This is a genomic window from Janthinobacterium svalbardense, from assembly GCF_002327145.1.
GTDB lineage: Bacteria > Pseudomonadota > Gammaproteobacteria > Burkholderiales > Burkholderiaceae_D > Janthinobacterium > Janthinobacterium tructae.
The window spans coordinates 2,823,956-2,847,265 of the sequence record NZ_CP023422.1 but is presented as its reverse complement, the minus strand read 5'-3'; the positions used below and the strand labels follow the sequence as shown (position 1 = coordinate 2,847,265).

The following is a 23,310-nucleotide window of genomic DNA, read 5'->3' as shown; positions in this document are numbered from 1 at the left end:
GGCGGGAGTGCCGGCGCCGGCGTGATTACTTCACCTTTGCCGCTTTGGCCAAGGCTGCAACCGCGTCTTTCGAGCTCATGTTGGTATTCATGAACTTGGCGATGACGTCGGTGACGGCGCCTTGCGTGGCCGATGGCAGCGCCATGCCGTGCGCGAACGATGGCACCAGGCCGCCGGTCTTGTTGGTGGCGTCCATGTCTTCCATCGATTTCAGGGCGCAAGCGTCAAACTTGTCCTTGGAAACGCCGGAACGCACGGGGATGGAACCCTTGTTCAGGTTGAAGATCGACTGGAACTTCGGATTCATGATGGCGTTGGCCAGGGCGATCTGCCCTTTCTTCGCATTCGCATCCTTTTGCGTGAACATGGCAAACGAATCGATGTTGAAGGTGTAAGCCTTGTCCGTGCCAGGCGCTGCCACGCACAGGTAATCCTTGCCCGGCACCTTGCCGGCGGCCGTGAATTCGCCCTTGGCCCAGTCGCCCATGAACTGGAAGCCGGCCTTGTTGTTGATGACCATGGCGGTGGCCAGGTTCCAGTCGCGGCCGGCCGCATCCTTGTCGATGTAGGTCTTCACCTTGCCCAGGGTGTCGAACACCTTGAGCATGGTCGGGCCGGTCAATTCCTTCTGGTCCAGCTTGAGGATAGCCTTTTTGTAGAATTCCGTGCCGCCCACGCCCAGCGCGACCGATTCAAACACGGTGGCGTCCTGCCATGGCTGGCCGCCGTGGGCAATCGCGATGCCGCCCGATTTCTTGATTTTCTCGGCCGCGTCGAAGAACGCATCCCAGGTGGTCGGGGTGGTGGCCACGCCGGCTTTTTTCAGCACTTCCGGATTGACCCACATCCAGTTGACGCGGTGGACGTTGACGGGAGCGGCAACGTAGTGGCCCTTGTATTTCATGATGTCGGCGACGACTTTCGGCAGCACGGCATCCCATTTGCCTGGAATGGCGGCATCATCGATATTCGCCAGCACGCCTTCCGCGCCCCACTCCTGGATCGATGGACCCTTGATCTGGGCGGCCGTTGGCGGGTTGCCGGAAATGACGCGGGTTTTCAGCGCGGTCGCGGCGTTTTCGCCAGCGCCACCAGCCACGGCGAAGTCTTTCCAGCCGAAGCCGCTTTCTTTCACGATTTGCTGCAACTGGCCCACGGACTTCGCTTCGCCGCCGGAGGTCCAGTAGTGCAACACTTCCACGTCGGTCGCAAATGCGCTGCCGGCAAATGCCAGGGTGGTCAGTGCGGCCAGTTGGGTAATCTTGAATTTCAGTTTCATCTCCACATTCCTTTTTTGATCAAGCTTTTAGGGGGCTTCGGCATACGGGGGCCGAAAAAGGTGAAATCTGCGCCTGTACCGGCGCTCTTGTACTCAGACCCGCTTGCAAACGGGCATCATCTTCAGTGAAAAGACGGCGCCGTGATCCATGACATGCTTACATCGTATTTATATCACGGGACGGCGCCAAAAACGCATCCGCGAAGGATGCGCCAGGTTGATTTAGACTTACAACGCCTGCTAACTTAGAACCAGGTTTCCACTTGGAAACCGTAGGAAGTGCCGCTGGTATTGTTGTTGTAGATCGGGCCGCCGTTGTTCGACGCATTGACCGAGGCGGTGGCCGCATCGTTCCATTTGCCGTAGGTCACAAAAGCGCGCAGTTCAGGACGCGACCACAGGCCAGGACCGGCCGAGATCGTCGGCGCGATGGTCAGCTTGGTCAGGCGCTTGGCCGGTTGGCCGCCCGCTTGCGTCACTCTGTCCGTGCCCAGTTCGCCCACCAGCTTGAAGTTGTCGGTGAATGCATACACAGGACGCACGCCAACCGAGGTCCAGGTCGAGGAACCTTTGGCGTTCGACTCGTCTTTTTGCCACAGGGCGACGAATTCCATGCCGAAGTTGGCCATCGGCTGGATCGCCATGTCATTGAAGATGCGCGTGCGTTTCACGTCCGAGCCGAAATTGGTGTCGCCCGAAGCGCCGAACTGCGCGCCATTGCCGGTGCCAGGACCGACGCCGTACTGCACGCCGAAGGTGTTGCCGCCGCCGAACACTTTACCTTGACGGTGGAAGGCCGACAGTTGCCAGCCGTTATTGCGCTTGCCCGTGAGGACGTCGTCCTTGCCTTCGCCGATGATGTAGGTCGCGGCCAGGTCCAGCGTGCCGTTTTCATTGACGGGAATCTCGCCAAAGATGAAGTTCTGGCGCACGGCCGATTTGGTGTTGACGCCGCCGTTCGGCAACGCGATCTTGATGTCGTTGTCCTTGAAGAAGGCATACGAGAATTTACCCGGGCCCGCAGGAATGCGGTCCAGGCCGGCGCCCGTGCCGTTCATGTTGATGTATTGCAGATCCAGCATGTGGATGTCAGGACGGTAGTAGAAGCGTTTACCGATCCAGGCCGTGCCGCCGTTCAGGAAGTCGAGTCCCTGCGCTTCGACGTAGGCCTTGACGATGCCCAGCTTGTTGTCGCCGAAATCGGAGTTTGGCGCGTAAGCGTTGACCCAGATGGTGGCCAGGTAGTTCACGCCGCCGGACTTGGCGACGGACTTGGTGTAGCCGAATTCCGTGTAGGCGTCGCACTCATTGCCCAGACGGTATTTCATGGTATTGCCACCCAGGCCGAAGCAGCCTTGCGAACCGCCGTCGCCCGACGTATTGCTGCCGGCGCCGGCGCGCAGGTAGCCATGGAAGCCTTCGGCGTCGGATGGATACATTGGATCGGCGGCAGCGGAACCGCTGGCGATGGCTAAGACGATGGCAGCTGGCAGTGTCTTCAACACGGCCTTCAACATGGTGCGATGCAGCATGGTAAGTCTCCTCAGTAGTTATTTTTTATCTAGTCATTCGTGGCCGAATGTACTGGCCAGAATTCTTTCCAGCAGGGACATAGTAACTATACTACGAACAAATATCAACATATTATGTTGTAATCCTACGACTACTCTGCGACACTTTATTTGCAGACTAATGGGCGAGTTGACTGCCCTGTTTTTTCCGCTGGCGCCAGCGTTTCTGGCGCTGCGTGCAAGCATTTGCGCAGGCACCCTGCATTTTTCGGCACGCGGCACGTATACGAATTAAAATCCTTGGTTTTTGCCCATAACGACAGTACGCCGCCACGACCGCGCACGCAGACGAGACTAAGCACCGCCATGAAAATTGATGAAAAAATGGAAGTAGCAGGCAGCGATCCGGCGGAGCGTTTCAGTGAAGGGCCGCGTTTGCTGGCCGACATCGGCGGCACCAATGCCCGCTTCGTGCTCGAAACGCGCCAGGGCCACCTGGAAGCGGTGGCCGTGCTGCCCTGCGACGACTACGCTTCGCTGCTCGACGCCATCACCGCGTATATGGCTAGCAGCGAGGCGCGTGCCGCTGGCTCGGCGCGCGTGCGCCATGCGGCCATCGCCATCGCCAATCCCATCGACGACGACAATATCCGCATGATGAACCATCACTGGTTCTTCTCTATCGAGGCGATGCGCGCCGCGCTGGGCCTCGACACGCTGCTGGTAGTGAACGACTTCACGGCGCTGGCCATGGCCCTGCCCTATCTGCGGCCCGACCAGCGCCTGCAGATCGGCGGCGGCATGGCGCGCGCCGACAGCGTCATCGGCCTGCTCGGTTCGGGCACGGGCCTGGGCGTGTCGGGCATGATTCCCGCCGAAGACCGCTGGATCGCGCTGGGCAGCGAAGGGGGCCACGTCAGCTTCGCCCCCTGCGACCAGCGCGAGATGGACGTGCTGTCCTTCGCCTGGCGCGAACTGTCGCACGTCTCGGCCGAGCGCCTCGCCTCCGGGCGCGGGCTGGAACTGATCTACCGCGCCCTGTCCGAGCGCGCAGGCAAGCCCGATGCGCCGCCGCTGCTGGCGTTTGAAATCACCAGCCGCGCCCTGAACAATGAATGCGACGTCTGCATCGAAGCGGTGGACTGCTTTTGCGCCATCCTCGGCTCCATCGCCGGCAACGTGGCCATGACGCTCGGTGCGCTGGGCGGCATCTACATAGGCGGGGGCATCGTGCCGCGCCTGGGCCCCCTGTTCGAACGGTCGCAATTTCGCGCCCGCTTCGAACAGAAGGGCCGCCTGAACGAATACCTGGCGCAAATTCCCACCTTTCTGATCACGGCCGAACTGCCTACTTTTCTGGGCATTGCCGCCATCCTGGCGCAAAAGCTCAAGCGCGCCCATTCCGGCGCCCCCGTGCTCGAATCGGTGCGCCAGGCGCGCGGGCGCATGAGCCCATCGGAATGCAAGGTGGCAGACTGGGTGCTGAAGGAGCCGAACGCCATGCTCACCTTGCCTATCGCCGAAATCGCCCAAAGGGTTGGCGTGAGCCAGCCGACCGTGATGCGCTTTTGCCGCTCGATCGGCGTGCAGGGCCTGGCCGACTTCAAACTGAAGCTGGCCTCCGGCCTGACGGGCGGCGCCATCACGGTGGCGCACTGCCACGTGGAGATCTCGGACTCCGACGCGGAACTGGCGCGCAAGGTACTGGGCAATAACGCCTCGGCCGCGCTGGCCCTGCGCGACATGCTCGACGTAAAGGCGCTGACGGCCGCCATCGAGCTGCTGCGCGGTGCGCAGCGCGTGGAATTGCTGGCCGTGGGCAGCGCCCGTGTGGTGGCCGACGACATGCAGCACAAGCTGCTCAACCTGGGTATCGTCAGCAGCTTCTTTGCCGATCCGCAGGCGCAGGAAATGAGCGCCGCCATGCTGAAACCGGGCGACGTGGCGCTGGTCATTTCCCGCTCGGGCGCCCTGCCCGAGCTGCTGCGCACCGTCAAGGTGGCGCAGGGCTGCGGCGCGCGCGTGCTGGCCATTACCGCCAGCGGCTCGCCGCTGGCCAAGCTGGCCGACGTGCTGCTGACCCTGAACCACCCGGAAGGCAACCTCAATTTCGTGCCCATGATCGTGCGCCTGCTGCAACTGATGATGCTCGATATCCTGTCGGTGGGCCTGGCGCGGCGCGACACGGCGCAGCGCACCAGCGCCGCCGAACTGGAAGAAGGTCAATTGCACGGCATGCGCATCAGCGGCAAGCTGAAATTCGGTGGCCACCTCGAATAAGGCGGCGCACGCCGCCCCCGCCTCCTCCGACACCGCCAGCGGCGCCACCGTGCATGACGTGGCGCGCGTGGCCGGCGTGTCGGCCATGACGGTGTCGCGCGTCATCAACGGACGCGCCAGCGTCAGCGCGGCCACGCGCGACAAGGTCGAGGCGGCGATCGCCAGCCTGCACTACCAGCCCAACCTGGCGGCCAGGGCCGCCCGCACGGGCACCTTGCGCATCGGCCTCTTGTACAGCAATCCCAGCGCGGCCTTCCTCAGCGAATTTTTAGTTGGGGCCATGGATCAATGCCGCCAGGGCGGCGGCCAGCTCCTGCTCGAACGCTGCGAAGACATCGACAGCCAGCGCGCCGGCATCGCCTGCCTGGTGGCGGCCGGCGTGGACGGCATCCTGGTGCCGCCGCCCCTGTGCGATTCGCCGGAAGTGCTGGCGCAGCTGAACACCATGGGCATCCCCGCCATCGCCGTGGCCACGGCGCGCCCCTCGCCCGATGTGTCGGCCGTGCGCATCGACGACTACGAAGGCGCGCTGGCCATGACGCGCCATTTGATCTCATTGGGCCACCGCGACATCGGCTTCATCGAAGGCGATCCGGCGCACACGCCCGCACTGCTGCGGCGCCAGGCTTTCGAGGACGCCATGCGCGAAGCGCTCTTGCAGGTGCCGCCGCACAGGGTAGCGCAAGGCTATTTTACGTATCGCTCGGGACTGGACGCGGCGCGCCTGCTGCTGGCGCAAACACCCCGCCCCAGCGCCATCTTCGCCAGCAACGACGACATGGCCGCCGCCACCCTGGCCGTGGCGCACGGCATGGGCTTGCAGGTGCCGGCCGAATTGAGCGTGTGCGGCTTCGACGACACGCCCGTCGCCACCACCGTCTGGCCCGAGCTGACCACCATCCACCAGCCCATCGCCGACATGGCGCGCGCCGCCGTCAGTCTCGTCATCGACGAGATACGCCAGCGCCGCGCGGGAGAACCGGCGCCCGCCACGCATCGCCTGATGGAATTTACGCTGGTCGAGCGGGCATCGTCGGGTGTGTATGCGCCGCCAGGGGCAAAGGGATAGCGCAAACCTTGACGCTGCCAGAACAGGCGATGTCCTACACCGCCTCGGTCAAGGCGGGGCTGCCGATGGAGGTGACGGCATAACCGTTGCGGCCAGCGCTTTTTGCCTGGTACAGCGCCGTATCGGCCGCCGTCAATAATGTCCCTGCCGTCGTATCGCCCTGGGCGCTGAACGCCAGGCCGACACTGGTGGCGACATGCAGACCGATGCCGCCGCAATCAAAGTGCACGACCATCTCTTGCACGATTTTCTTGCCCAGTATCGCCAGCTCGGACTGATCCCTCAGTTGTTCAAAAATGATCACAAACTCGTCGCCTGCAAGGCGCGCCACCGTGTCCGATGAGCGGACGCAAGCTTTGAGCCGTTTGGCAAATTCAATCAACACCAGGTCGCCGATGCCATGCCCATAGGTATCATTTATTTTTTTAAAATAATCGATATCCAGATAGGCCAGCGCCAGGCCCGTACCAGCGCGCCGGGCGCGCGTCAATGCCGCGGCCAGTGCTTCGTCAAACATGCGCCTGTTGTGCAGGCCGGTCAGCATGTCGGTACGTGCCAGAGCAGCGTGGTTGCTCTCCGCAGCTTCCCTCTGCAGCGACAGCGCATAGAATGCACGGCTGAGTTTTCCGAACTCGTCTTTGCGGGCGATATCAAACACCGCAATATCGGCATGGCCGGAGCGTATGCTCGCCACATGCCGGCCCAGATCGCCCAAGGGTCGCAATAGCAGCATCACCGCCAGCCAGCCAGCACAACTGGCCAGCAAGGCGACGCCTGACGAAGCAATGATGACTTGGGCATAAATATCGGTGATCGGCGTGAAGGCCTCGCTTTCAGGGTAGACGGCGCCGACGATCCAGTCGGCCGCATGCAAATGTTTGTACGTGATAATGGCCTGCACGCCCAGCTTGGTTTTACTCTGCATCCAGCCGTCGAATCCACGCAATGCGGCCAGGGTGGAAGGCGTAGCCCCACCCTTCTCCTCACTCACCCGCTTCAGGACCCGCGCCGGGTCCGGATGGTGGAGTAGCGTGCCGTCGTCGGTCAACATGAACAGATAACCACTTTTGCCCGGCTTGAGCTGCTCCCACTGGCCGAAAAATGTCGGGCTTTGCAAATTGATACCGCCAGCGATCACATACAGCAATTTGCCGGCGGCGTCATAGATCGGTTCGGTTACCAGCACAATGGGTTTGCCCGACAGCTGGCTCTTGAATGGACGCGATATCACGCCTTCCCTGAGTCTCACGGTATCGATAAAATATTCCCGCGTGGCGAAATTGAGCGTGCCGACCACGCGCCGGTCATTCATGCTGGCAATCAATTTCCCCGTAGCATCAAAGGCGACGAGATTGAAAAATTCCTCGCGCAGGGTTGGATGCTTTTCAATAAATGCCTGCATCCGCTGCGGACGTTCAACCACATCCGCAGGCAGCCCTTCCGCCAGCACCTTGAGCAGTGCTTTCTTCGCATTCAAGTCTGCATCGATATAGGCCGCCGCACTGGTCAGCAAGGCATATTGCTGATTGCCGATGACGGATGCCATCTGCCCTTGCGCGACAGACAGCGATGTGAGCGCGACAGAGCCCGTCGCGCCCAGCACCAGCACGCCCACCAGCACAGCCATCTTGAATTTGAAACTCCTGGGATTGAAAAATTTCCAGATCTTGTGCATGCAAACTTCCTTCTCAGCGCCCATGCTCTGTAAAGCGCACAGATCCGGCCAGATGGCGCCATGCGTGGCACTGGGAGGAATGGCATATTGGTCAGCGCATGACCTGGAGCCTGGCCCCGCAGATGAACACCGTTCCCAGGACAGGCTCTTGACATGGCGAAAGAGCAAAGCTTACGCCTATTCTTGTAAAAAGGGCGCCCTGGCGCCCCTGAATACGCACACGCTGCCCACATCAACCCAATATAGTGCGCTCCAGCAACAATTCCACCAATTGCACCGAGGGTGGTGCGCCGCCGGCCGCCAGGCAGGCGCCCGCCCCGGCCGCGACAGCGAAGCGCAAGTGCTGGCCGCCGTCGGCGTCAAGCCGGTACATCAGGCTGTACAGCAAGCCGCCGATGCTGGCGTCACCCGCCCCCACCGAGTCGACCACCTCGATGACGGGCGGCGCCGCCTGCCATGTCTGCTCGCCCTGGTACAGGGCCGCGCCCTGCGCGCCACGCGTATACAAATACGTGGCTTGCCGATTCCAGCCGCGCAGCGTGGCGAACGCGCCATCGATGTCATCGTGGCGGAACAGGCCCGCCAGGTCTTCATCCGACACTTTGATCACGTCGGCCAGTTCCGTCATGCGGCGCAGGGTGGCGTCGTAGCGCTCATCCATCATGATGCGGAAATTCGGGTCGTAGCTGATCTTCACGCCAGCCGCCTTGAGTTCCTGCGCCAGCGCCACCAGCTTGCCGGCCAGCGGTTCGCGCGCCAGGCTAATGCCGCCGAAATGCACCCATTGCGCGCCCTGCATCCAGCCGGCAGGCAGCTGCGCGGCGTCGAAATGCAGGTCGGCGCTGTCGTCGCCGATGAAGTAATACGTGGGCGGATGCAGTTCATGCACGATGGCCAGCAGCGGCGACTTCGCATGGCGCTGCAAGAAGCGCATGTCCAGGCCCGCTACCTCGGTGGCAGCGGCCAGCGCGTCACCGAAGACGTCGAGGCTGACGGCGCCCGCGAAGGCGCTGGGCACGCCCAGGCGCGCCATCACGCGTGCCACGTTCCAGGTCGAGCCACCCACCTGGCTGCTCCACTGGTCGCTGCCGGTGCGCAGCATGTCCGTGAGCGCTTCGCCGGCCGACACAAAAGTGGGGAAAGAGGAAAAAGCGGCGGCGCTCATGCGGCGCCTTTGAGCACGCCCATCACGTTCAGCACTTCATAGCAGGCGCCCATGGTGTGGTAATCGACCTTGCCGGCAGGGCTTTTCTCGTTGCTGATTTTTTGATTCTCGGGCGTCAAAATGCGGTACCAGGCGCCGTGTTCATGGTCGACGAAGTGCGTCCAGCTGTAATCCCAGATCTTGTCGTAGCTTTGCCAGTAGGCGTCGTCGCCCGTGCGCGTGGCCAGCACGGCGGCGGCGGCGAAGCTTTCGGCCTGCACCCAGAAGTATTTGTCGCCATCGCAAATTTCATCTTGCGGACCGAAACCGTAGTGGATGCCGCCATGCGCGCCATCCCACGCCTTGGCCAGGGCCGCGTCGTACAGGGCGCGCGCGCGCGGCAGCAGCCAGTCGGACGGACCGGCCATGAACCGGCTGTGGCGCTCCATGATCAGCAGCAGCTTGGCCCATTCCGTGAAGTGGCCGGGCTGGTAGCCCCAGGGACGGAAGATATTGCTCTTGTCGTGCAGGTTGTAATCCCAGTCGATAGCCCAGTCAGGCGTGTAGTGTTCCCAGATCATGCCGTTCGCCAGGCCAGCCTGGCGCACCGTAATGTTGTGCGCCAGCGTCTCGGCGCGGTGCAGATAGCGCGCTTCGCCCGTCGCCTCGAACGCGGCCAGCATGGCTTCGCAAGCATGCATGTTGGCATTCTGGCCCCGGTAGCCGTCAAGCGTCGCCCAGTCGGCACTGGCTACGTCCGCATACAGGCCGTGTTCTGGCAGCCAGAAACGCTGCTCCATCAGCTCGAACGTTTCGTCCAGATACGCGCGCGCTTCCTGCATCCCCGCCTGCAAGGCGTGCGCATACGCGAGCAGCACGAAGGCCAGGCCGTAGCAGTGGTTGGCGCCGTCTTCCACCGTCTTGGCGCCGTCTTGCCATTTCAGTTGCCAGGCGTAGCCGCCCGTGACGGGGTCGCGGTGCACGTCGCGCAAAAAGGCCACGCCGTGGCGCAGCGCCGCCTGGTAATCGTCATCGCCGAAATGGCGGTAAGCCATGGCGTAATTGAAGATGAAGCGCGTGCTGCTGACCAGGTGCCGCGTGGCAGCGTCGTATACCGTGCCATCGTCGAGGAAGAAGTGATAAAAGCCGCCGCTCGGGTCAAACGCGCGCGGGTGATAAAAGTGCATCGTGTGCAGGATGTGCCCTTCGAGCATCTGCCTGGAGCGGAAATCGGGATTCATGGGTCTCTCATGATATTGTTATCGATAACAATGATGATAGCATGCCGTCTCCACTCCGTCATGCCCGCTCAAGGGGTCTTGGCCAGTCTGCGCTTTTCGCGCCACAGTGCCGCCTGGGCAGGGTCGGCCGCCTGTTCCAGTTCGCCCTTATCGTATACCTTGACCAGCCGTTCCATCGCTTCCACGTCCCCCTGCCTGGCCGCCAGCAGGTACAGCGCGAAGGGCTTGGGCGCCGGCCCTTGGCGGGTGGGTCCGCCACGGCCCTGCTCCAGCAGCCGCGCGAAGCCCGTCTGCCCCGACGGGCTTTTGGCGATGGCCGCCATTTCATACCAGCCCAAAGCCGCCTCGTCGCTCTGCGGCACGCCCTGCCCCACTTCATACGAGTAGGCGACATTGTTCAAGCCGGGCGGGTCGAGCGCCTTGGCCGACTTCATGTACCAGGTGAACGCTTCCTTGCGCTGCGCCTCGTCCTTGGCAGTCATCATCAGGCGGTAGCCGATTTCATTGTAGGCGTAAATAAAGCCGTTTTCCGCATAAAACTTCAGCCAGTGCAGCGCGTGTGCCTGTTCTGCCGCGCTGCTGTGGATATTCTCGAAGTGCATGGCAACCGTGAAGTTGGCCAGTTCCACACCTTGCGCGGCGCCCTTGCGCGACCAGTATTCGCCCAGCTTGCGGTCGATGGCCATGCCCTGCCCAAGCGTATAGGCCACGCCCAGGAAAGCCTGCGCCGGACCATAGCCGCCTTCGGCCGATTTCTGCATCCACGCCAGGCCGGCGTCAATGTCGCGCGGCGTGCCCTCGCCGTCGTGCAGCATCTGCGCCAGGTCCAGCTGGGCGACCGTGTCGCCCCCTTCCGCGGCACGGCGTATCTTCTCGAACGCGGCGACCTTGTCTGGCGACAGGTCGGCCGGGCGGTTGATCACGGCCTGCACCCTGGCACGCATGGCGTCCAGACCGGACATGTCGAATTCAACCAGCGCCGGATGCTGGCGCGGCTGCGCTTCGGCTGGCTGGGCCAGCACGCTCTGCGCCAGCGCCAGGCTAAATACAAACAGGATGGTCTTCATTGCTTTTCTTTCTCGGCCAGTTTCGCGCGCCATTCGGCGGCGTCTTCGGCATTCGCCTGTTGTCCCAGTTCGCCTTTGACATACACGTCAATCATGCGCCGCATGGCCGGCACGTCGCCGCTCCATCCCGCCCGCTCGTACCAGATCAGGGCCCACTTGTCCGACTGTTTCACGCCCAGGCCCAGCTCGTGCGCGCGGGCCAGGTTGCGCATGCCGGCCGGCTGCTTTTCACGCGCAGATCTTTGATACCAGGCGAAGGCCTCGATGCGCTGTGCATCGTCCGTGGCCGCCCGCATCAGATGCTCGCCCAGCGCATTGTAGGCAGGAACAAAGTGCTGCTCTGCCGCCGCCTTCAGCCATTCGATGGCCAGCGCCTGTTCTTCGGCACTGCTGTCGCCATCGATGAATTCCAACGCCAAAATGGTTTGCGCCAGTGCGTCGCCTTGCGCCACGCCCTTGCGCAGCCAATATTGTCCCTGCACGCGGTCGATGGGCACCTTGCCGCCGACGGTATAGGCCAGCCCCATGGCCGATTGCGCCGGCGCATAGCCGCCTTCAGCCGACTTGCGCACCCAGGCCATCGATAGCGCCGTGTCTTGCGGCGCGCCGACGCCCAGCTGCAGCATGCGCGCCAGCGCCAGCTGCGCCTCCACGTCGCCCGCTTCGGCCGCACGCCGGGTCTCGGCAAACTCGGCGATGCTTTCCGGGCTATGGGTAGTCACATCGGCCCTTGCCTCGATGGCGATCAGCTGCAGATCGAGCAAGGTGGGCGAAGTTTGCGCCAGCACAGGCAGCGGCAATAGCAAAGGGATCAGCAAGAGTAATTTCCTGGGCATGCGGCGGAGTCGGGAAGAAGAAAACATGCATGGTAGCCGATGGCTCGCCAGAAAGGCGCGCACGGCAGGCGAAGTTTGACAGGGGGCGTTGGCAGGCTTACATTGCACGGGCTCACCACTTAGACAGGAACATCATGAACCGCCTCGCCACCACCGCCTTGACCCTGCTGCTCGCCGCAGCCTCCGTGGGCGCCAGCGCCGCAGACACCCAACTGGCCGGCTGCGCCGCCAAGCGCGAAAGCATCCGCAGAGAATTACACCAAGCGCAGGAGCAGGGTCTGTCCGACAAGGTCGCGGGCCTGACGCGCGCGCTCGACGAAGTCAACGCCCACTGCCGCGACAGCACCCTGATCGAACGTCACAACAAGAAGGTGCTGAAGGCGCAGGCGAAAGTGAACCAGACGGAGCGTTCGCTGCGCCTGGCCCAGGAAGCGAACAAGCAGCCGAAAAAGATCGCCAAGCTGGAAGGCAAGCTGGAAAAGGCCAGGGCGGAACTGGCCGCCCTGCAGGCGCAGCAACCCTGACGGCAAGCCGCGGCTACCCTGCCTCCAGCGCCAGGCACGTCGTGCAGACATACGCCAGGCGCAAGGCTTGCGCCGCGCGCGGCGTGCTGACGTAGGCCCCCAGCAGGCCGGCCGGCAAATCCAGGCCCAGCGCGCGCAAGGTGGCGCCATGCCGCGCCAGTTCGCCGGCCAGCTCGGTTTCCAGCCGTGGCCGGCCACTACGCGCCTGCAGTGCGAGAAGGTCGAGCACCTGGGCCAGCACCCGCGCTGCCGCCGAGCTTTGCTGTGGCACCGATGACGCCAGGCTGGCGCCCCCCAGGCTCTTGAAAAAGCGCGCCAGCGCCGACGGCAGCTTGCCTGCGTCGATCTCGAAATCGAGCGACACCACGCGCAGTTTGCCATTCTTGGCGATCAGCAGCGCCACCGGCTGCCAGCCACCTGGCTCGCCACGCGCGCGGCTGGCCAGCACGGCCCGGATATCGGCGCCATCGGCCACGGCCGCCTGCAACCGCGTGATGCGCGGACGCAGCGCCGGCAGTGCCGGAATCTGCAAGTCCAGGGCGGCGCCACAGGTGTCGAACACTTGCCAATCGAGCCGCTGCCCCACTTCGTCGAGCTGCGGCCGCGCCACGGCCGCCGGACGCAGCACCACGCAATCGATGGGCTCCGGCGTCAAGCCGACGCTACCGCTCATGAAAGCGGCCAGCGCCGTCCAGTCGCTGAAACCCAGACTCTGCCAGCGCGGATCGTCGAGCGCCCACAGCTGCACCGCACTGGCGCGCACCCCGCTGTCCATGCCAAGCCGCCCATCGTCGGCCAGGGACGCGCCTGCCAACTGCCAGCTCGCCTCGCACATATGCCGGGCGCTGCCGGCGCCCGTCCACAGGCTGCCCGCATCCCATGCCGATTCGCGCGTAAACGAGCGGTCGCTGGCGTCGGGCCGCGCCAGCACCGCCTGCACGATCCGCCCCTCGCCTCCCTCGGCATGCTGCCAGAACGACAAGGTCAGTCCATGCGCGCCGCCGCGCGTTTCCCACCAATACGCGCCCAGCGGCAGCAGGTCGATGGGCGCGTCGCCGGCCGCATCAAAACTGCGCCGCGCCTGTCCGCGCAAGCGCTGCAAGAGCGGGCCAGGCGCGTGTTCGAGCGCCGCGCACAAGGCGCCGATGGCCGCCATTTCCTCGAATGCCTGGCGCTCGCTGGCGTGGTAATCGCGCCGCACGAGCAAGTCCAGCGTACCGCCCAGGCCACGCAACAGGGCGGCAAGACGGGGCAGGTTTTCACTGCGCGCCGACATGGTCAGCGCGCGCAACTGGCCGGCGGCAATCGCGCTGGCATGCGACAGGCCATTGTCGTACAGCTCACCGAGCAGCCGCCGCACCTGGGCCAGGAACACCAGCTCGGACGTGCTCATGCCCGGCGCTGCGGCGGCGGGCGCCGTCACGGCGCCGTCCGGCCAGGCAAACTCCCGGCCATGCTTGCGCCAGACGCAGGCCAGCGCATACAGGTGCAGCGCCTTGCGCAGGGCGGCCGGGGTATCGGACACCATGGCGTCCGCACCGGCGCCGCGCAAATAGCTGCAGCCCAGCTTCAACAGGGGCAGCTCGATCTGCAGCCTGGCGTTGACGATGGTGACGTCCGCCTGGTCGCCTTGCGCCAGCCAGGCCAGTGCCTGGCGCACCGCCGGCTTGCCCGCCTGCTTGCAGACGGTCGCGCTGTCGAGCGCCAGCACCTCCTCCTGCACGCCGGCCGGCTGCCCCTCCTGCGCACCGTCCTGCGCACTGTCTTGCGGCAGTTCGCGCAGCCACACGGCAGCGGCCAGGATATGCTTGCACATGCCGGGTGCCGGGCAATCGCAGCGGCCCTTCTGCGGCCCTCCCGCATCGAGCGCCACCCGCTGGCCGTCGGCGAGCAGGATGCCGCCCACGTCATCCTGCCAGCCTACCTTGCCCGCCTCGATATCTTTCAGGGCGCGGCGCAGCAGGCCCGCGTTGGCCAGCGTCGCCAGGCTGTCGTCGTCAAAGCTGCGGTACACGGCGTGCCAGCTCATCCCATCACCCCGGCCAGCCATTCGGCAAAGTGCTGTGGCGTCAGTGCCGCCACGTGCATGCCCTGATCCGCCAGGCGCTGCGCCATGCCGTGGTCATACACAGGCTGTGCGCGCGCGTCGAGCGCGGCCAGGCCCAGCAGGGTGACGCGCGACTCGGCCATGCGCTTGAGCGCCGCCAGCAGCGGGCCTGGCGGCGCCCCCTCCTCGAAATCGCTGATCAGGGCCAGTACCGTGCGCTGCGGATTGCTCACCAGCTGCTCGCAGTACTGCACCGCGCGGCCGATATTCGTGCCACCGCCCAGCTGCACCGTCAGCAGCACCTCGACCGGGTCGGCGGCCAGGTGCGTCAGGTCCACCACACTGGTGTCGAACACCACCAGCCGCACATTCACGGCCGGCAGGCCGGACAGGATGCCGGCCACCACGGCCGCATAGATCACCGAATCCATCATCGAGGCGCTCTGGTCGACGCACAGGATGACGTCCCACGGCAGGCTGCGCTTGACGCGCGCATTGAAGACGGGCCGCGCCATCAGCAGGCGGCGGCTGGCCAGGTCATAGTGTTTCAGGTTGGCGGCAATGGTGGCGCGCCAATCGAAGTTCTGCGCGCTCTTCATCTGCGTGCGGCGAAAGCGATTGCGCCGCCCCACCACCGCGTTGACGAAATCCTTGCGCAGGCACTCGGTGATTTCCTCGACCACGTGCCGTATCACGGTGCGCACCGCGTCATGCATGTCCGCGCCGAGCCGCCCACGCATGCCGATCAGTGCGCGCGCCAGCGCCTGGTTCGGCTCCAGGCTGGCCAGCACGGCAGGGTCGCGCAGCAGGCCGCTCAATTCATAGCGTTCGATCGCGTGGCCCTGCACGCGCTCGTACACGTCCTGCGGAAACAGCTTGCGCGCCTGCGCCAGCCAGTCGATGGCGCGCAACTGGCTGGGGTCCAGCGAACCGCCACCGCCGGCGCGCAGCATGCCCTTGCGCTCATACTCGCGGCCATACAGATAATCGAGGCTGGCATCGAGCCGGCCATCGTTGGCGGACCAGGCTTCGGATTGCAGCGGCTGCGCGTAGCGTCCCAGCATCAGGCGCCAGCGGCGCAGCATTTCCTGATGATGCAGATTCTCAGCCATGCGGCTTCTCCGTTGAAAGCTCCAGCCAGACAGACAGCGCATCGCGCTCCAGGCAGGCGGCCAGCGCCGCGTTCAGGCGGCCGCCCGCCAGCATCTCGTCTTCGCTGACGTCATAGTGGAATTCGACCTGCAAGGCGTCCGGCGCGGCGCCGTTGAGCACCGCCAGCGCCTCGGCCAGGTCGCTCGTCTCCTGCGGCTTCAGGCCCGTGAAGGCCAGCCGCAAATCGGGCAGATATTCGATGAAACTGGCCTCGTCCCAGCTGCCGACGAGGGTATTGAAGCTGCGCCGCAGTCCCGGCTGCGTCAGCAGCAATTCAGGCGCGGCGGCCATCAGGCCCGACAGGAAGCGCACGGCATCCTGCGGCGTGGCGCCGGCGCCGAAGCGCTGTTCCAGCAAACGCGACAAATCCTGTTCATCCCAGGCGCCATCGAGGAACAGCAGCGCGGCGGCGGCGCCGCAGATGCCGGGCGCGCAGGCGCGCATCGCCGTCAGGGCCTGCAGGCGCCGGTGCAGGTCGCCGGCTTCGAAAGCCAGGCCAGCCTCCTGCACCGGCAAGGCGCTGCGTGCGGCACGGCCAAATTCGCGCAATGCCAGCAACTGTCCCACTTGCGCGCCTTCCCCGTCCCTGCCCGTATCGGCCAGTGCGGGCAGCAGGAACAGCGCGGCCGGCCAGACACGCCGCATCAGCGCCAGCACGCCCGGATGCTCGCGCAAGCCCAGCGGCTCGCGCGCGCGCCACAGAGTCACCAGCGCATGGCCGCAGGCGACGACGGAGGCAAAATCGGCATCGTCATCGAGACGGCGCGACAACAGCGACAACAGATCGGGCAAACGTTCATGCAAGCCCACCAGGCAGGCACGCACCAGCAGGGCAGCGGCGCTGCCGGCCGAACGGGCCCGGCCCGCGGCGCCCAGCGCCTGCTCTTCGCGCAGCAGCCGCACCAGCGCCACCTCGGCCAGGGTGGTGCCATCGGCAGCCAATTCGATCAGGCGCGCTTCGACCAGCGGCGTCCACGCATACGTCCATTCCTCGAACAGCAGTTCCAGCCTGCTGCCGGCCATGAAATCGGGGCCGCCCTGCCAGCGCGCCAGGTCCGTGTCCAGATACTGCATCAGATGAAAGAAGCGGCTGCGCCGGCGGTGGCGCTGCTTGCGGTACAGGTCCAGGCGCGCTAGCCGCTTGTCGCCGTCGTCGAGGCGCAAGCCGTGGCGATACGCCGCCGCGCGCGCGTCTTGCACCAGCGGCGGTGAACCGGCCGATGGCGGCACGTCGCCCAGCCGGCTGCCCGTCATCTGGCGCCGCACGTCGTCGAACAGGCCCTGCATGCCATCGTCGATGGCGCCCTTGACGAAGCAGGAGCGCATGGCGTCGAGCACATCCTGGCGGCCTGGCCCCGCATGGCCGCGCAAGGCCGCCAGCCTGGCCGCCTGCAGCACGGCCGCCTGTACCTGCGCCGTGGAAATGCGCTCGTGCAAGCCACGCGCCCGGCTATCCTGGGCCAGCCTGGTCAACTGGTCCACGGCAACGGCAAGCTGGTGCTCGCCCGGCACCGGCGACTGCAGGGCATCCCAGACGGCCTGGTAGTAGGCGGGCGCCGGCATGCCGGCGCCATAGCCATTCAGGGCATCGAGCCGCTCAAAGCTGTAGCGTATCAGCCAGCTGGCGCCGGTAATGGCCGGCGCGGCAGGTACGGGACTCGCGTCAAGCAGTTCGATCAGCGCGCTGGTGTGAAAGCCGCCGGTGACCACCACCACGGGGCCGTCCACCTGCTTGCGCCAGCGGGCGATATGCGCCGCCATGTGACGTTCGCGCGGCAGGCTGCCCTCCGCTTCCAGCACGGCCGGCTCGTAATCGAGGCGGGCCATGGCGCAGTATGAAAACACGTCGCCAAACACGCTGCGCCAGTCCGCCAGGGCCGTGCGCGAACGCGCCTCGAACAGGTGATCCCACAGTTCGTCCTGGTCGCGGCAGCCGGCGCGCGCGGCGAGGGCGTTCAGATAGCTGCTGTGGGCCAGGTAGCGCTCGGCCATCAGGCTGCGCGCATCGGCATCGGGCTGCGCGTCGGCCGTGCCCGCGCGCGCCTGCCACGGCAGGTCGATGAAGGCCAGCTGCGCCTGCACGGCCGCCCCCTCGCGCAGCGCCACCCATTCGGGGCTGTAATCGCAAAACGGGAAAAACGCCGATGCCGTGCGCGCGCCCTCTGCGCCTGTCGCCGGCGTCTGGCACAGCAGCGCCACGGGCGGGCGCGTGCGTTCGTCCAGCAGCAAGGGCAGCATGTCCGTGAAGCCTTCCGGCCCCTCGATCAGCACGGCCGCCGGGCGTAATTCGCGCAGCATGGCCTGCAATGCGTGCGCGCATGCCGGGCTGTGGTGGCGTACCGGTGCAAAGTACACTCCCTGCCCGAACAGCCTGGCGCGCGCAGCGGCCACGCCGGCCGGCAAATCCGGCTGCAAATCCGGCTGCACTACAGCCATAGCTGGCGCGCCGCGTCGCCGAAGCTTTTCCACAAATCGTCGCGGCGGCCACGTTCGCGCACCACCGTGTCGAAATAATGGCGCACGCGCTTGAGGTCATCGGCGTTGTCCTTCAGGACCACGCCCTGCAACTGGTTGGCCAGTTCGCGCGGGCGCAAGGTGCCGTCGCCGAAATGCAGCGCCTCCAGCGAGGCCGCATAGACCAGGTTGACCGCCTCGGCGCTCGACATCACCGCCTCCGGCGTCTTGATGGCCGTGCCTTCGCGGGTCTGGCCGGCGCGCAGTTCCTGGAACGTGGTCACCAGCAGTTCGACCACGTCGCGCCTGACGATGACGGCAGCGCCGATGGCATCGAGTTCGCGCTGCAGCTGCTGCATCACCAGTTCGACTTCGAAGCCATGGTCGCGGATCGGCTTGACGGTTTCGAAGTTGAAGCGGCGTTTCAGCGCCGACGACATTTCATGCACGCCACGGTCGCGCAAGTTGGCGCTGGCGATGATATTGAAGCCGCGCCGCGCATGCACGCGCGCGTCGCCGCCCAGTTCCGGAATCATCAGCTGCTTTTCCGACATCAGTGAAATGAGCACGTCCTGCATCTCAGGCGCGCAGCGCGTGATTTCCTCGAAGCGCACCAGCTTGCCCGCTTCCATGGCCTGAAACAAGGGCGACGGCACCAGTGCGCGCCGGCTCGGCCCTTCGGCCAGCAGCAAGGCATAGTTCCACGAATATTTGATATGGTCTTCAGTGGTGCCGGCCGTGCCCTGTATCGCCAGCGCGGAGTCGCCGCTGATGGCCGCGGCCAGCAATTCGGACAGCAGCGACTTGGCCGTACCCGGCTCGCCCACCAGCATCAGCCCCTGGTGCCCCATCAGGGTGACGATGGCGCGGTCGACCAGCGGATCGTCGCCATAGAATTTGCGGCTCACTTGCAGCGCCGCGTCGCCCAGGATGAAGCGGCGTACCGCGCGCGGCGACAGCTGCCAGCCCTGGGGGCGCGGATCGGTATCGGCCGCCTTCAGGCGTTCCAGCTCGCTCGCGTAACGCTGTTCGGCGCTGCGGCGCACCACCTGATTATCGTTATGTTGTTCCGTCATCATGTCGTTCTCTTTGTTCACCACGGCATTTTACTTTCCCATTGCGCATCATAGCCGCCGCACGCCTTCGACACCGCCAGATAATCGGCATAGGTTTCGGCCAGCAGCACGGACGGCACGTCGGCCAGCGGCACCGCCTCGTCGCGCCAGGAGCGCGGCAAGGGATAGAATTGCAGCGTTTTCAGGGCGGCCGCCATCAATTCCTCGGGCAGGCTGCTGCCGGAAAATTCGATCACCGCGCGCAGGCCGGCGCTGATGAAATCCTTGTGATACTCGGTGAAGACGCCGCCATCCTCGGCCTGGCCGCGCTGATAGCCATGCTTGCCGAAGGCGCCGCGCAAGCCGAAGGTGTCGCCCACCCAGCCTTCGCGGTCCGCGATGTGCCGGCCCGCCATCAGCGACGCGTCGGGCAACTGGTGCGCCAGCTGCTCGAACAGGGGCTTGACCTTGTAATCCTTGAAATGGCGCTGCCAGGCGGCGATCTGCGGCGCGTCCAGCAGCGAGGCGTGCGCCAGGCGCAGCCGGCTGCCTTCGGGCAGCGTGACTTCCTCGTCGTCCGCGTCGAGCAGGCTGCCATCGTCGCTGGGGCGCAGCAGGGTGCGACCTGCGTCGTCCTCCCTGATCCACACCAGCGCCTGCACCAGGCGGCCAGCGATCGGATGGCCAAGCAGGTAATCGCGCCACTCCTGCGCCGGCCAGACACGTCCGGCGCACATGGCTTCGTACAGGCGCGCCGTCTGCATGGTGATGACTTGCTTGAGTTCTTTCTTGCACACGGATAGCTGCTGTTTGGCTTCCTTGGCCAGTTCGGGCGATTCGTCCTGGCGCGGCTCGGGCAAGGCCTTGATCTCCTTGCCGTCGGGGTTGTGCAAGCGCGGCTTCATGGCGCCGTCCAAGGTCACCTGGAAGACCCGCTCGCCATATGACAGGTCGAGGCGGCCGCTGTCGTCGAAGCCGCCGGTCGGGATGGTGCGGTCGCCCAGCTGGTCATGGCTCCAGCCCTTGCCTTGCGCGATGCGCTCGACCAGCAGACGCGCCTTTTCCTGCACCGAGGCGGTGCGGTAGCGCCGCGCGATCCCCAGTAATAACTGGATGACGGCCGGGTCGTAGCCATCAGCCAGAGCGTCAAGCATCGCTTCGATCTGCGCGCGGCGCGGATAATGGTCGCGCATATACGCTTGCAGCAGGCTGATCGCCACATGGCCAGGCGTATGCGCGGCCAGCGCCAGGATGCCCTTCTCGCCGATGGCGCTGCCCAGGTACTCGGCCATCTTGTTGCGGCGGATCTGGTCGAACACCTGCTCTTCGGTCATCTTGCCCTGCGCGGCATAATACTCGGGATAGCGCCTGGCCTGGTCCTGGTAGCTCAGGTAGGCCTGCGGCGCACGCGCCTGCGCTTCGGCGGTCGCCACTTCCAGGCTAGGGCCGCGCAGATCCTCGGTGATGAACAGGCGCAGCACCGTCTCGCCCAAGGCGGCGCGGCTTGCCGCGTCGAGCAGGCCCAGATAGCGCAGCAGCAAGGCGTTGCCGCCCGGCTCCTTCAATTTGCAGGCCAGCACCACCCACCAGCGGATGATGTCGGCGTCGACCGGCATGCCATCCTGCCAGCGGCAGGCGGGCAGCGCCTCGAAGACGAACCAGGCCAGGCCGACGGGCGCCTTGCCCTTCAAGCCCTTGCGCGCGGCGGCCAGCAGGATCTCGGGCGACAGGCGCGGACTCGGGTCCTCGCCCAGTTTTTCCAGCGCCGTCATCAGCGCGGCGATCACGGTCTCGCGCGTCTCCTTGTCCAGCGCCTGGTACAGCGCCGGGACGGCAGCGCGGTAATCGAGGTCGGCCAGCCAGCGCGCCGCGCCGATGCGCATGTCCTGCTTGCTCGATCCCAGCGCCTCGGCCACGCGCTTGCCGATATCGGGCAGGCTGGCCAGCACCTGCTGCGCGCTGGCGCGGTGCTGCTTGCCCTCGCCCAGCGCGATCTCCATCACGCGCGGCAGCCATTGCGCCGGCAGCAGCGGAAAGGTGGCCAGCACCTCCAGGGTGGGACCCAGCTCGGGCGCCACGCCCCGGCGCCTTTCGACGGCGCGCAAGCCCAGGCCCTGCTCGATCAGTTCGGGGCGTTCCGCGAACAGCGGCCAGACCATGTCAGCCGCCAGCACCTGCTGCGGCTTGGCGCCCCACCAGTTGCTGGCCATGCAGGCCATGGCCACGCTGTCATGCTCGTCGCCGGCCTTGCGCATGGCGCGCGCCAGCAGGCGCAGGTCGAAGGTGGACAGGTCCTGCTGCGCCAGCCATCGCTGGAAAAAGTCATCGTGCCAGAAATGAAAAATATTGCGCCGTGTGGCCAGCAGCCAGCGCGCCATGTGCGCCACGCCAAAATCCGGCAAGGCAGCCACCTTGCCCTGCAGCTCGACAGGTTCGCGCGCCAGGTTACTTTGCAAGGGCCCCTCGTCGCCCTTCGCTGCCTCGCCATTGAACACGCGGATGGCCGCTTCCAGCCAGGCCGGCTTGAACGCCTCATAGCGCTTCAGACGCTCCTGCTTCCATTCGTACTTATGTTTGGCGTGCTGGTTGTCTTCGCGCTCCTGGCGTGCTTCGGCGCGGTACTTTTCCAGCAACGCCGCATGATTGGCCTGCAGCAGCTGCAACGCGGCGTCGCCCAGGCGCGCCGCTGGCGGCGCGGGCGGCAGCGGCGGCACGGGCAGTTCCGCCGCGCCGGCATCGCTGGCCGCGCCCAGCCACGACAGGGCATTGCGGATGGCCGCCTGCACCGGCTTGCTCGCCTCCTGCGCCAGCGCCTGTTCCAGCAGCGCACCCTGTTGCGGCCCCAGGCTGCGGCCCAGCAGCTCGGCCGCCTGCACGCGCTCTTCCGTCTTGCCCGTCAACAGGCATTGCTGCAGCAAGACGGCCCTGCGTTCCACGGGAATGGCGGCCAGATGCGGAGCCGCTTCGATGCGCACGCTCTTGCCGCCATCGACGGCCAGGCGCACCAGGATGGCGGCAAAGGCGTCGGCCAGCGCCGGCGCGGCGCCCACACGCCTGGCCAGCTGCACCTTGCCGCTGGCCGACAACAGCGTTGGCAATTGCTCCACCTGCGCGGCATGCGCGAGCATGTAAGCGTCGAGCGCGCCCGGCGCCAGCAGGCGCTGCAGGCAGTTATCGCGCACGTATTCGTTCAATTCGCGCCGCTCGAACACCAGTTGCAGCGCGCCTTCTTCAGCCTCGCCATCGACGGCCAGCAGGCGCGCCAGCAGCACCACGTCCCAGCCGCGCCGGTTGACCGTGGTCGCCTGCGCGCGGGTCTCGGAAAAACTGGCGAACAACGCATCGCCGAGCAGGTAATCGAGCCACTGCGGCACCGCGGCGCCCGTGCGTTCCAGCGTATCGCCCCCATCGGCGGCCTGCAGCAGCTTGCCCAGGCGCACCAGCAGCGCCGCGTCCAGCGTCGCCGCGTCGGACTGGGCGTAGAACTGGTGCCGGTGGCGCAGGCTTTCATTGGCCAGCGCGCCATCCTTGTTACTCAGGTTATGGGTATAAAAATGCGAGTACAGGCGCCCGGGCTTGCCCAGCAAGGTGCCGCCGCGCGGCGCCGCCGCCTGCATATCGAGCAGCACGCCTTCCTGGCGCCCTTCGCAGACAAACTCACAGGCGCGCTCCCACAGCGCAGGCGAGATCTGCGCCAGACCGCGCAAGCCCTTCTTCAACTGCGCCTGCTCATCCAGGCCCACTACGCCCTGCGCCAGTGCCAGTATTTTTTTAAACATCGGGGATCCGTCTTTCCTGTTCATCAAGGCCCTTGGCGGGCATGTTTTCTTTTCGCAATCGGCGTCCGTATCGGCAGCATGCATCTTGCATCAAACTTGCTTCCAATCAAGTTGCAGATTGTATATTCTTACCGTCCTGATAGCATGTACGTTTGGATGACGATCAACAAAAAAAAACGCTCCCGCAGGAGCGCCAT

The 23,310-nt window shown here is 65.3% G+C and carries 15 protein-coding genes; 3 read left to right on the top strand and 12 right to left on the bottom strand.

Annotation, left to right across the window (positions count from 1 at the left end; all coding sequences use genetic code 11):
• Positions 1-25 precede the first annotated feature (25 nt).
• Together CNX70_RS12790 and CNX70_RS12785 are read right to left on the bottom strand one after the other, a co-directional pair.
• The gene (locus tag CNX70_RS12790) at positions 26-1,279 is read right to left on the bottom strand and encodes an ABC transporter substrate-binding protein (RefSeq protein WP_035817882.1); all 1,254 of its coding nucleotides are present in this window, start codon (positions 1,277-1,279) and stop codon (positions 26-28) included.
• 245 nt (positions 1,280-1,524) lie between these two features.
• The gene (locus tag CNX70_RS12785) at positions 1,525-2,811 is read right to left on the bottom strand and encodes a maltoporin (protein WP_096234989.1); all 1,287 of its coding nucleotides are present in this window, start codon (positions 2,809-2,811) and stop codon (positions 1,525-1,527) included.
• 345 nt (positions 2,812-3,156) lie between these two features.
• Here CNX70_RS12785 and CNX70_RS12780 point away from each other — a divergent pair, with 345 nt between their 5' ends.
• Together CNX70_RS12780 and CNX70_RS12775 are read left to right on the top strand one after the other, a co-directional pair.
• Positions 3,157-5,070, top strand: a complete 1,914-nt coding sequence (locus tag CNX70_RS12780; RefSeq protein WP_096234988.1) for a glucokinase — start codon at positions 3,157-3,159, stop codon at positions 5,068-5,070.
• A complete protein-coding gene (locus tag CNX70_RS12775; RefSeq protein WP_096234987.1) occupies positions 5,054-6,139 on the top strand; it encodes a LacI family DNA-binding transcriptional regulator in 1,086 nt (361 codons plus the stop codon). Before CNX70_RS12780 ends, CNX70_RS12775 begins: the two co-directional genes overlap by 17 nt.
• A gap of 34 nt (positions 6,140-6,173) precedes the next feature.
• On the opposite strand, the gene CNX70_RS12770 is transcribed toward CNX70_RS12775, so the two are convergent.
• From CNX70_RS12770 to CNX70_RS12750, 5 genes are all read right to left on the bottom strand, one after another.
• Positions 6,174-7,814, bottom strand: coding sequence for a diguanylate cyclase domain-containing protein (locus CNX70_RS12770; RefSeq protein ID WP_167389653.1), 1,641 nt, complete (start codon positions 7,812-7,814; stop codon positions 6,174-6,176).
• A gap of 232 nt (positions 7,815-8,046) precedes the next feature.
• Complete coding sequence (locus CNX70_RS12765; protein ID WP_096234985.1) at positions 8,047-8,979, bottom strand: carbohydrate kinase family protein; 933 nt, start codon at positions 8,977-8,979, stop codon at positions 8,047-8,049.
• A complete protein-coding gene (locus CNX70_RS12760; RefSeq protein WP_096234984.1) occupies positions 8,976-10,199 on the bottom strand; it encodes an AGE family epimerase/isomerase in 1,224 nt (407 codons plus the stop codon). Before CNX70_RS12760 ends, CNX70_RS12765 begins: the two co-directional genes overlap by 4 nt.
• A gap of 68 nt (positions 10,200-10,267) precedes the next feature.
• Positions 10,268-11,266 carry a tetratricopeptide repeat protein gene (locus tag CNX70_RS12755; protein WP_167389652.1) on the bottom strand — a complete coding sequence of 333 codons (999 nt, stop codon included), beginning with the start codon at positions 11,264-11,266 and terminating at the stop codon, positions 10,268-10,270.
• Positions 11,263-12,084: a tetratricopeptide repeat protein gene (locus CNX70_RS12750; RefSeq protein WP_096234982.1), complete on the bottom strand. Its 822-nt coding sequence runs from the start codon at positions 12,082-12,084 to the stop codon at positions 11,263-11,265. Before CNX70_RS12750 ends, CNX70_RS12755 begins: the two co-directional genes overlap by 4 nt.
• A gap of 152 nt (positions 12,085-12,236) precedes the next feature.
• Between CNX70_RS12750 and CNX70_RS12745 the strand changes: the two genes are divergently transcribed.
• On the top strand, positions 12,237-12,626 hold the full coding sequence (locus tag CNX70_RS12745) for a DUF1090 family protein (RefSeq protein WP_157750999.1): 390 nt from the start codon (positions 12,237-12,239) through the stop codon (positions 12,624-12,626).
• A 13-nt stretch (positions 12,627-12,639) separates the two neighbouring features.
• Here the strand turns inward: CNX70_RS12745 and CNX70_RS12740 are convergent, their stop codons facing one another.
• From CNX70_RS12740 to CNX70_RS12720, 5 genes are read right to left on the bottom strand one after another with little or no spacing between them, the layout of a single operon-like run.
• Positions 12,640-14,655 carry a YehQ C-terminal OB-fold domain-containing protein gene (locus CNX70_RS12740; protein WP_096234980.1) on the bottom strand — a complete coding sequence of 672 codons (2,016 nt, stop codon included), beginning with the start codon at positions 14,653-14,655 and terminating at the stop codon, positions 12,640-12,642.
• The gene (locus CNX70_RS12735) at positions 14,652-15,785 is read right to left on the bottom strand and encodes a VWA domain-containing protein (RefSeq protein WP_167389651.1); all 1,134 of its coding nucleotides are present in this window, start codon (positions 15,783-15,785) and stop codon (positions 14,652-14,654) included. The genes CNX70_RS12740 and CNX70_RS12735 overlap by 4 nt, the downstream gene beginning before the upstream one ends.
• On the bottom strand, positions 15,778-18,261 hold the full coding sequence (locus CNX70_RS12730) for a DUF5682 family protein (protein WP_244199133.1): 2,484 nt from the start codon (positions 18,259-18,261) through the stop codon (positions 15,778-15,780). The genes CNX70_RS12735 and CNX70_RS12730 overlap by 8 nt, the downstream gene beginning before the upstream one ends.
• Positions 18,252-19,358 carry an AAA family ATPase gene (locus CNX70_RS12725; protein ID WP_096238428.1) on the bottom strand — a complete coding sequence of 369 codons (1,107 nt, stop codon included), beginning with the start codon at positions 19,356-19,358 and terminating at the stop codon, positions 18,252-18,254. Before CNX70_RS12725 ends, CNX70_RS12730 begins: the two co-directional genes overlap by 10 nt.
• Positions 19,359-19,372: 14 nt before the next feature.
• Positions 19,373-23,113: a DUF4132 domain-containing protein gene (locus CNX70_RS12720; RefSeq protein WP_157750998.1), complete on the bottom strand. Its 3,741-nt coding sequence runs from the start codon at positions 23,111-23,113 to the stop codon at positions 19,373-19,375.
• Between the last annotated feature and the right edge of the window lie 197 nt (positions 23,114-23,310).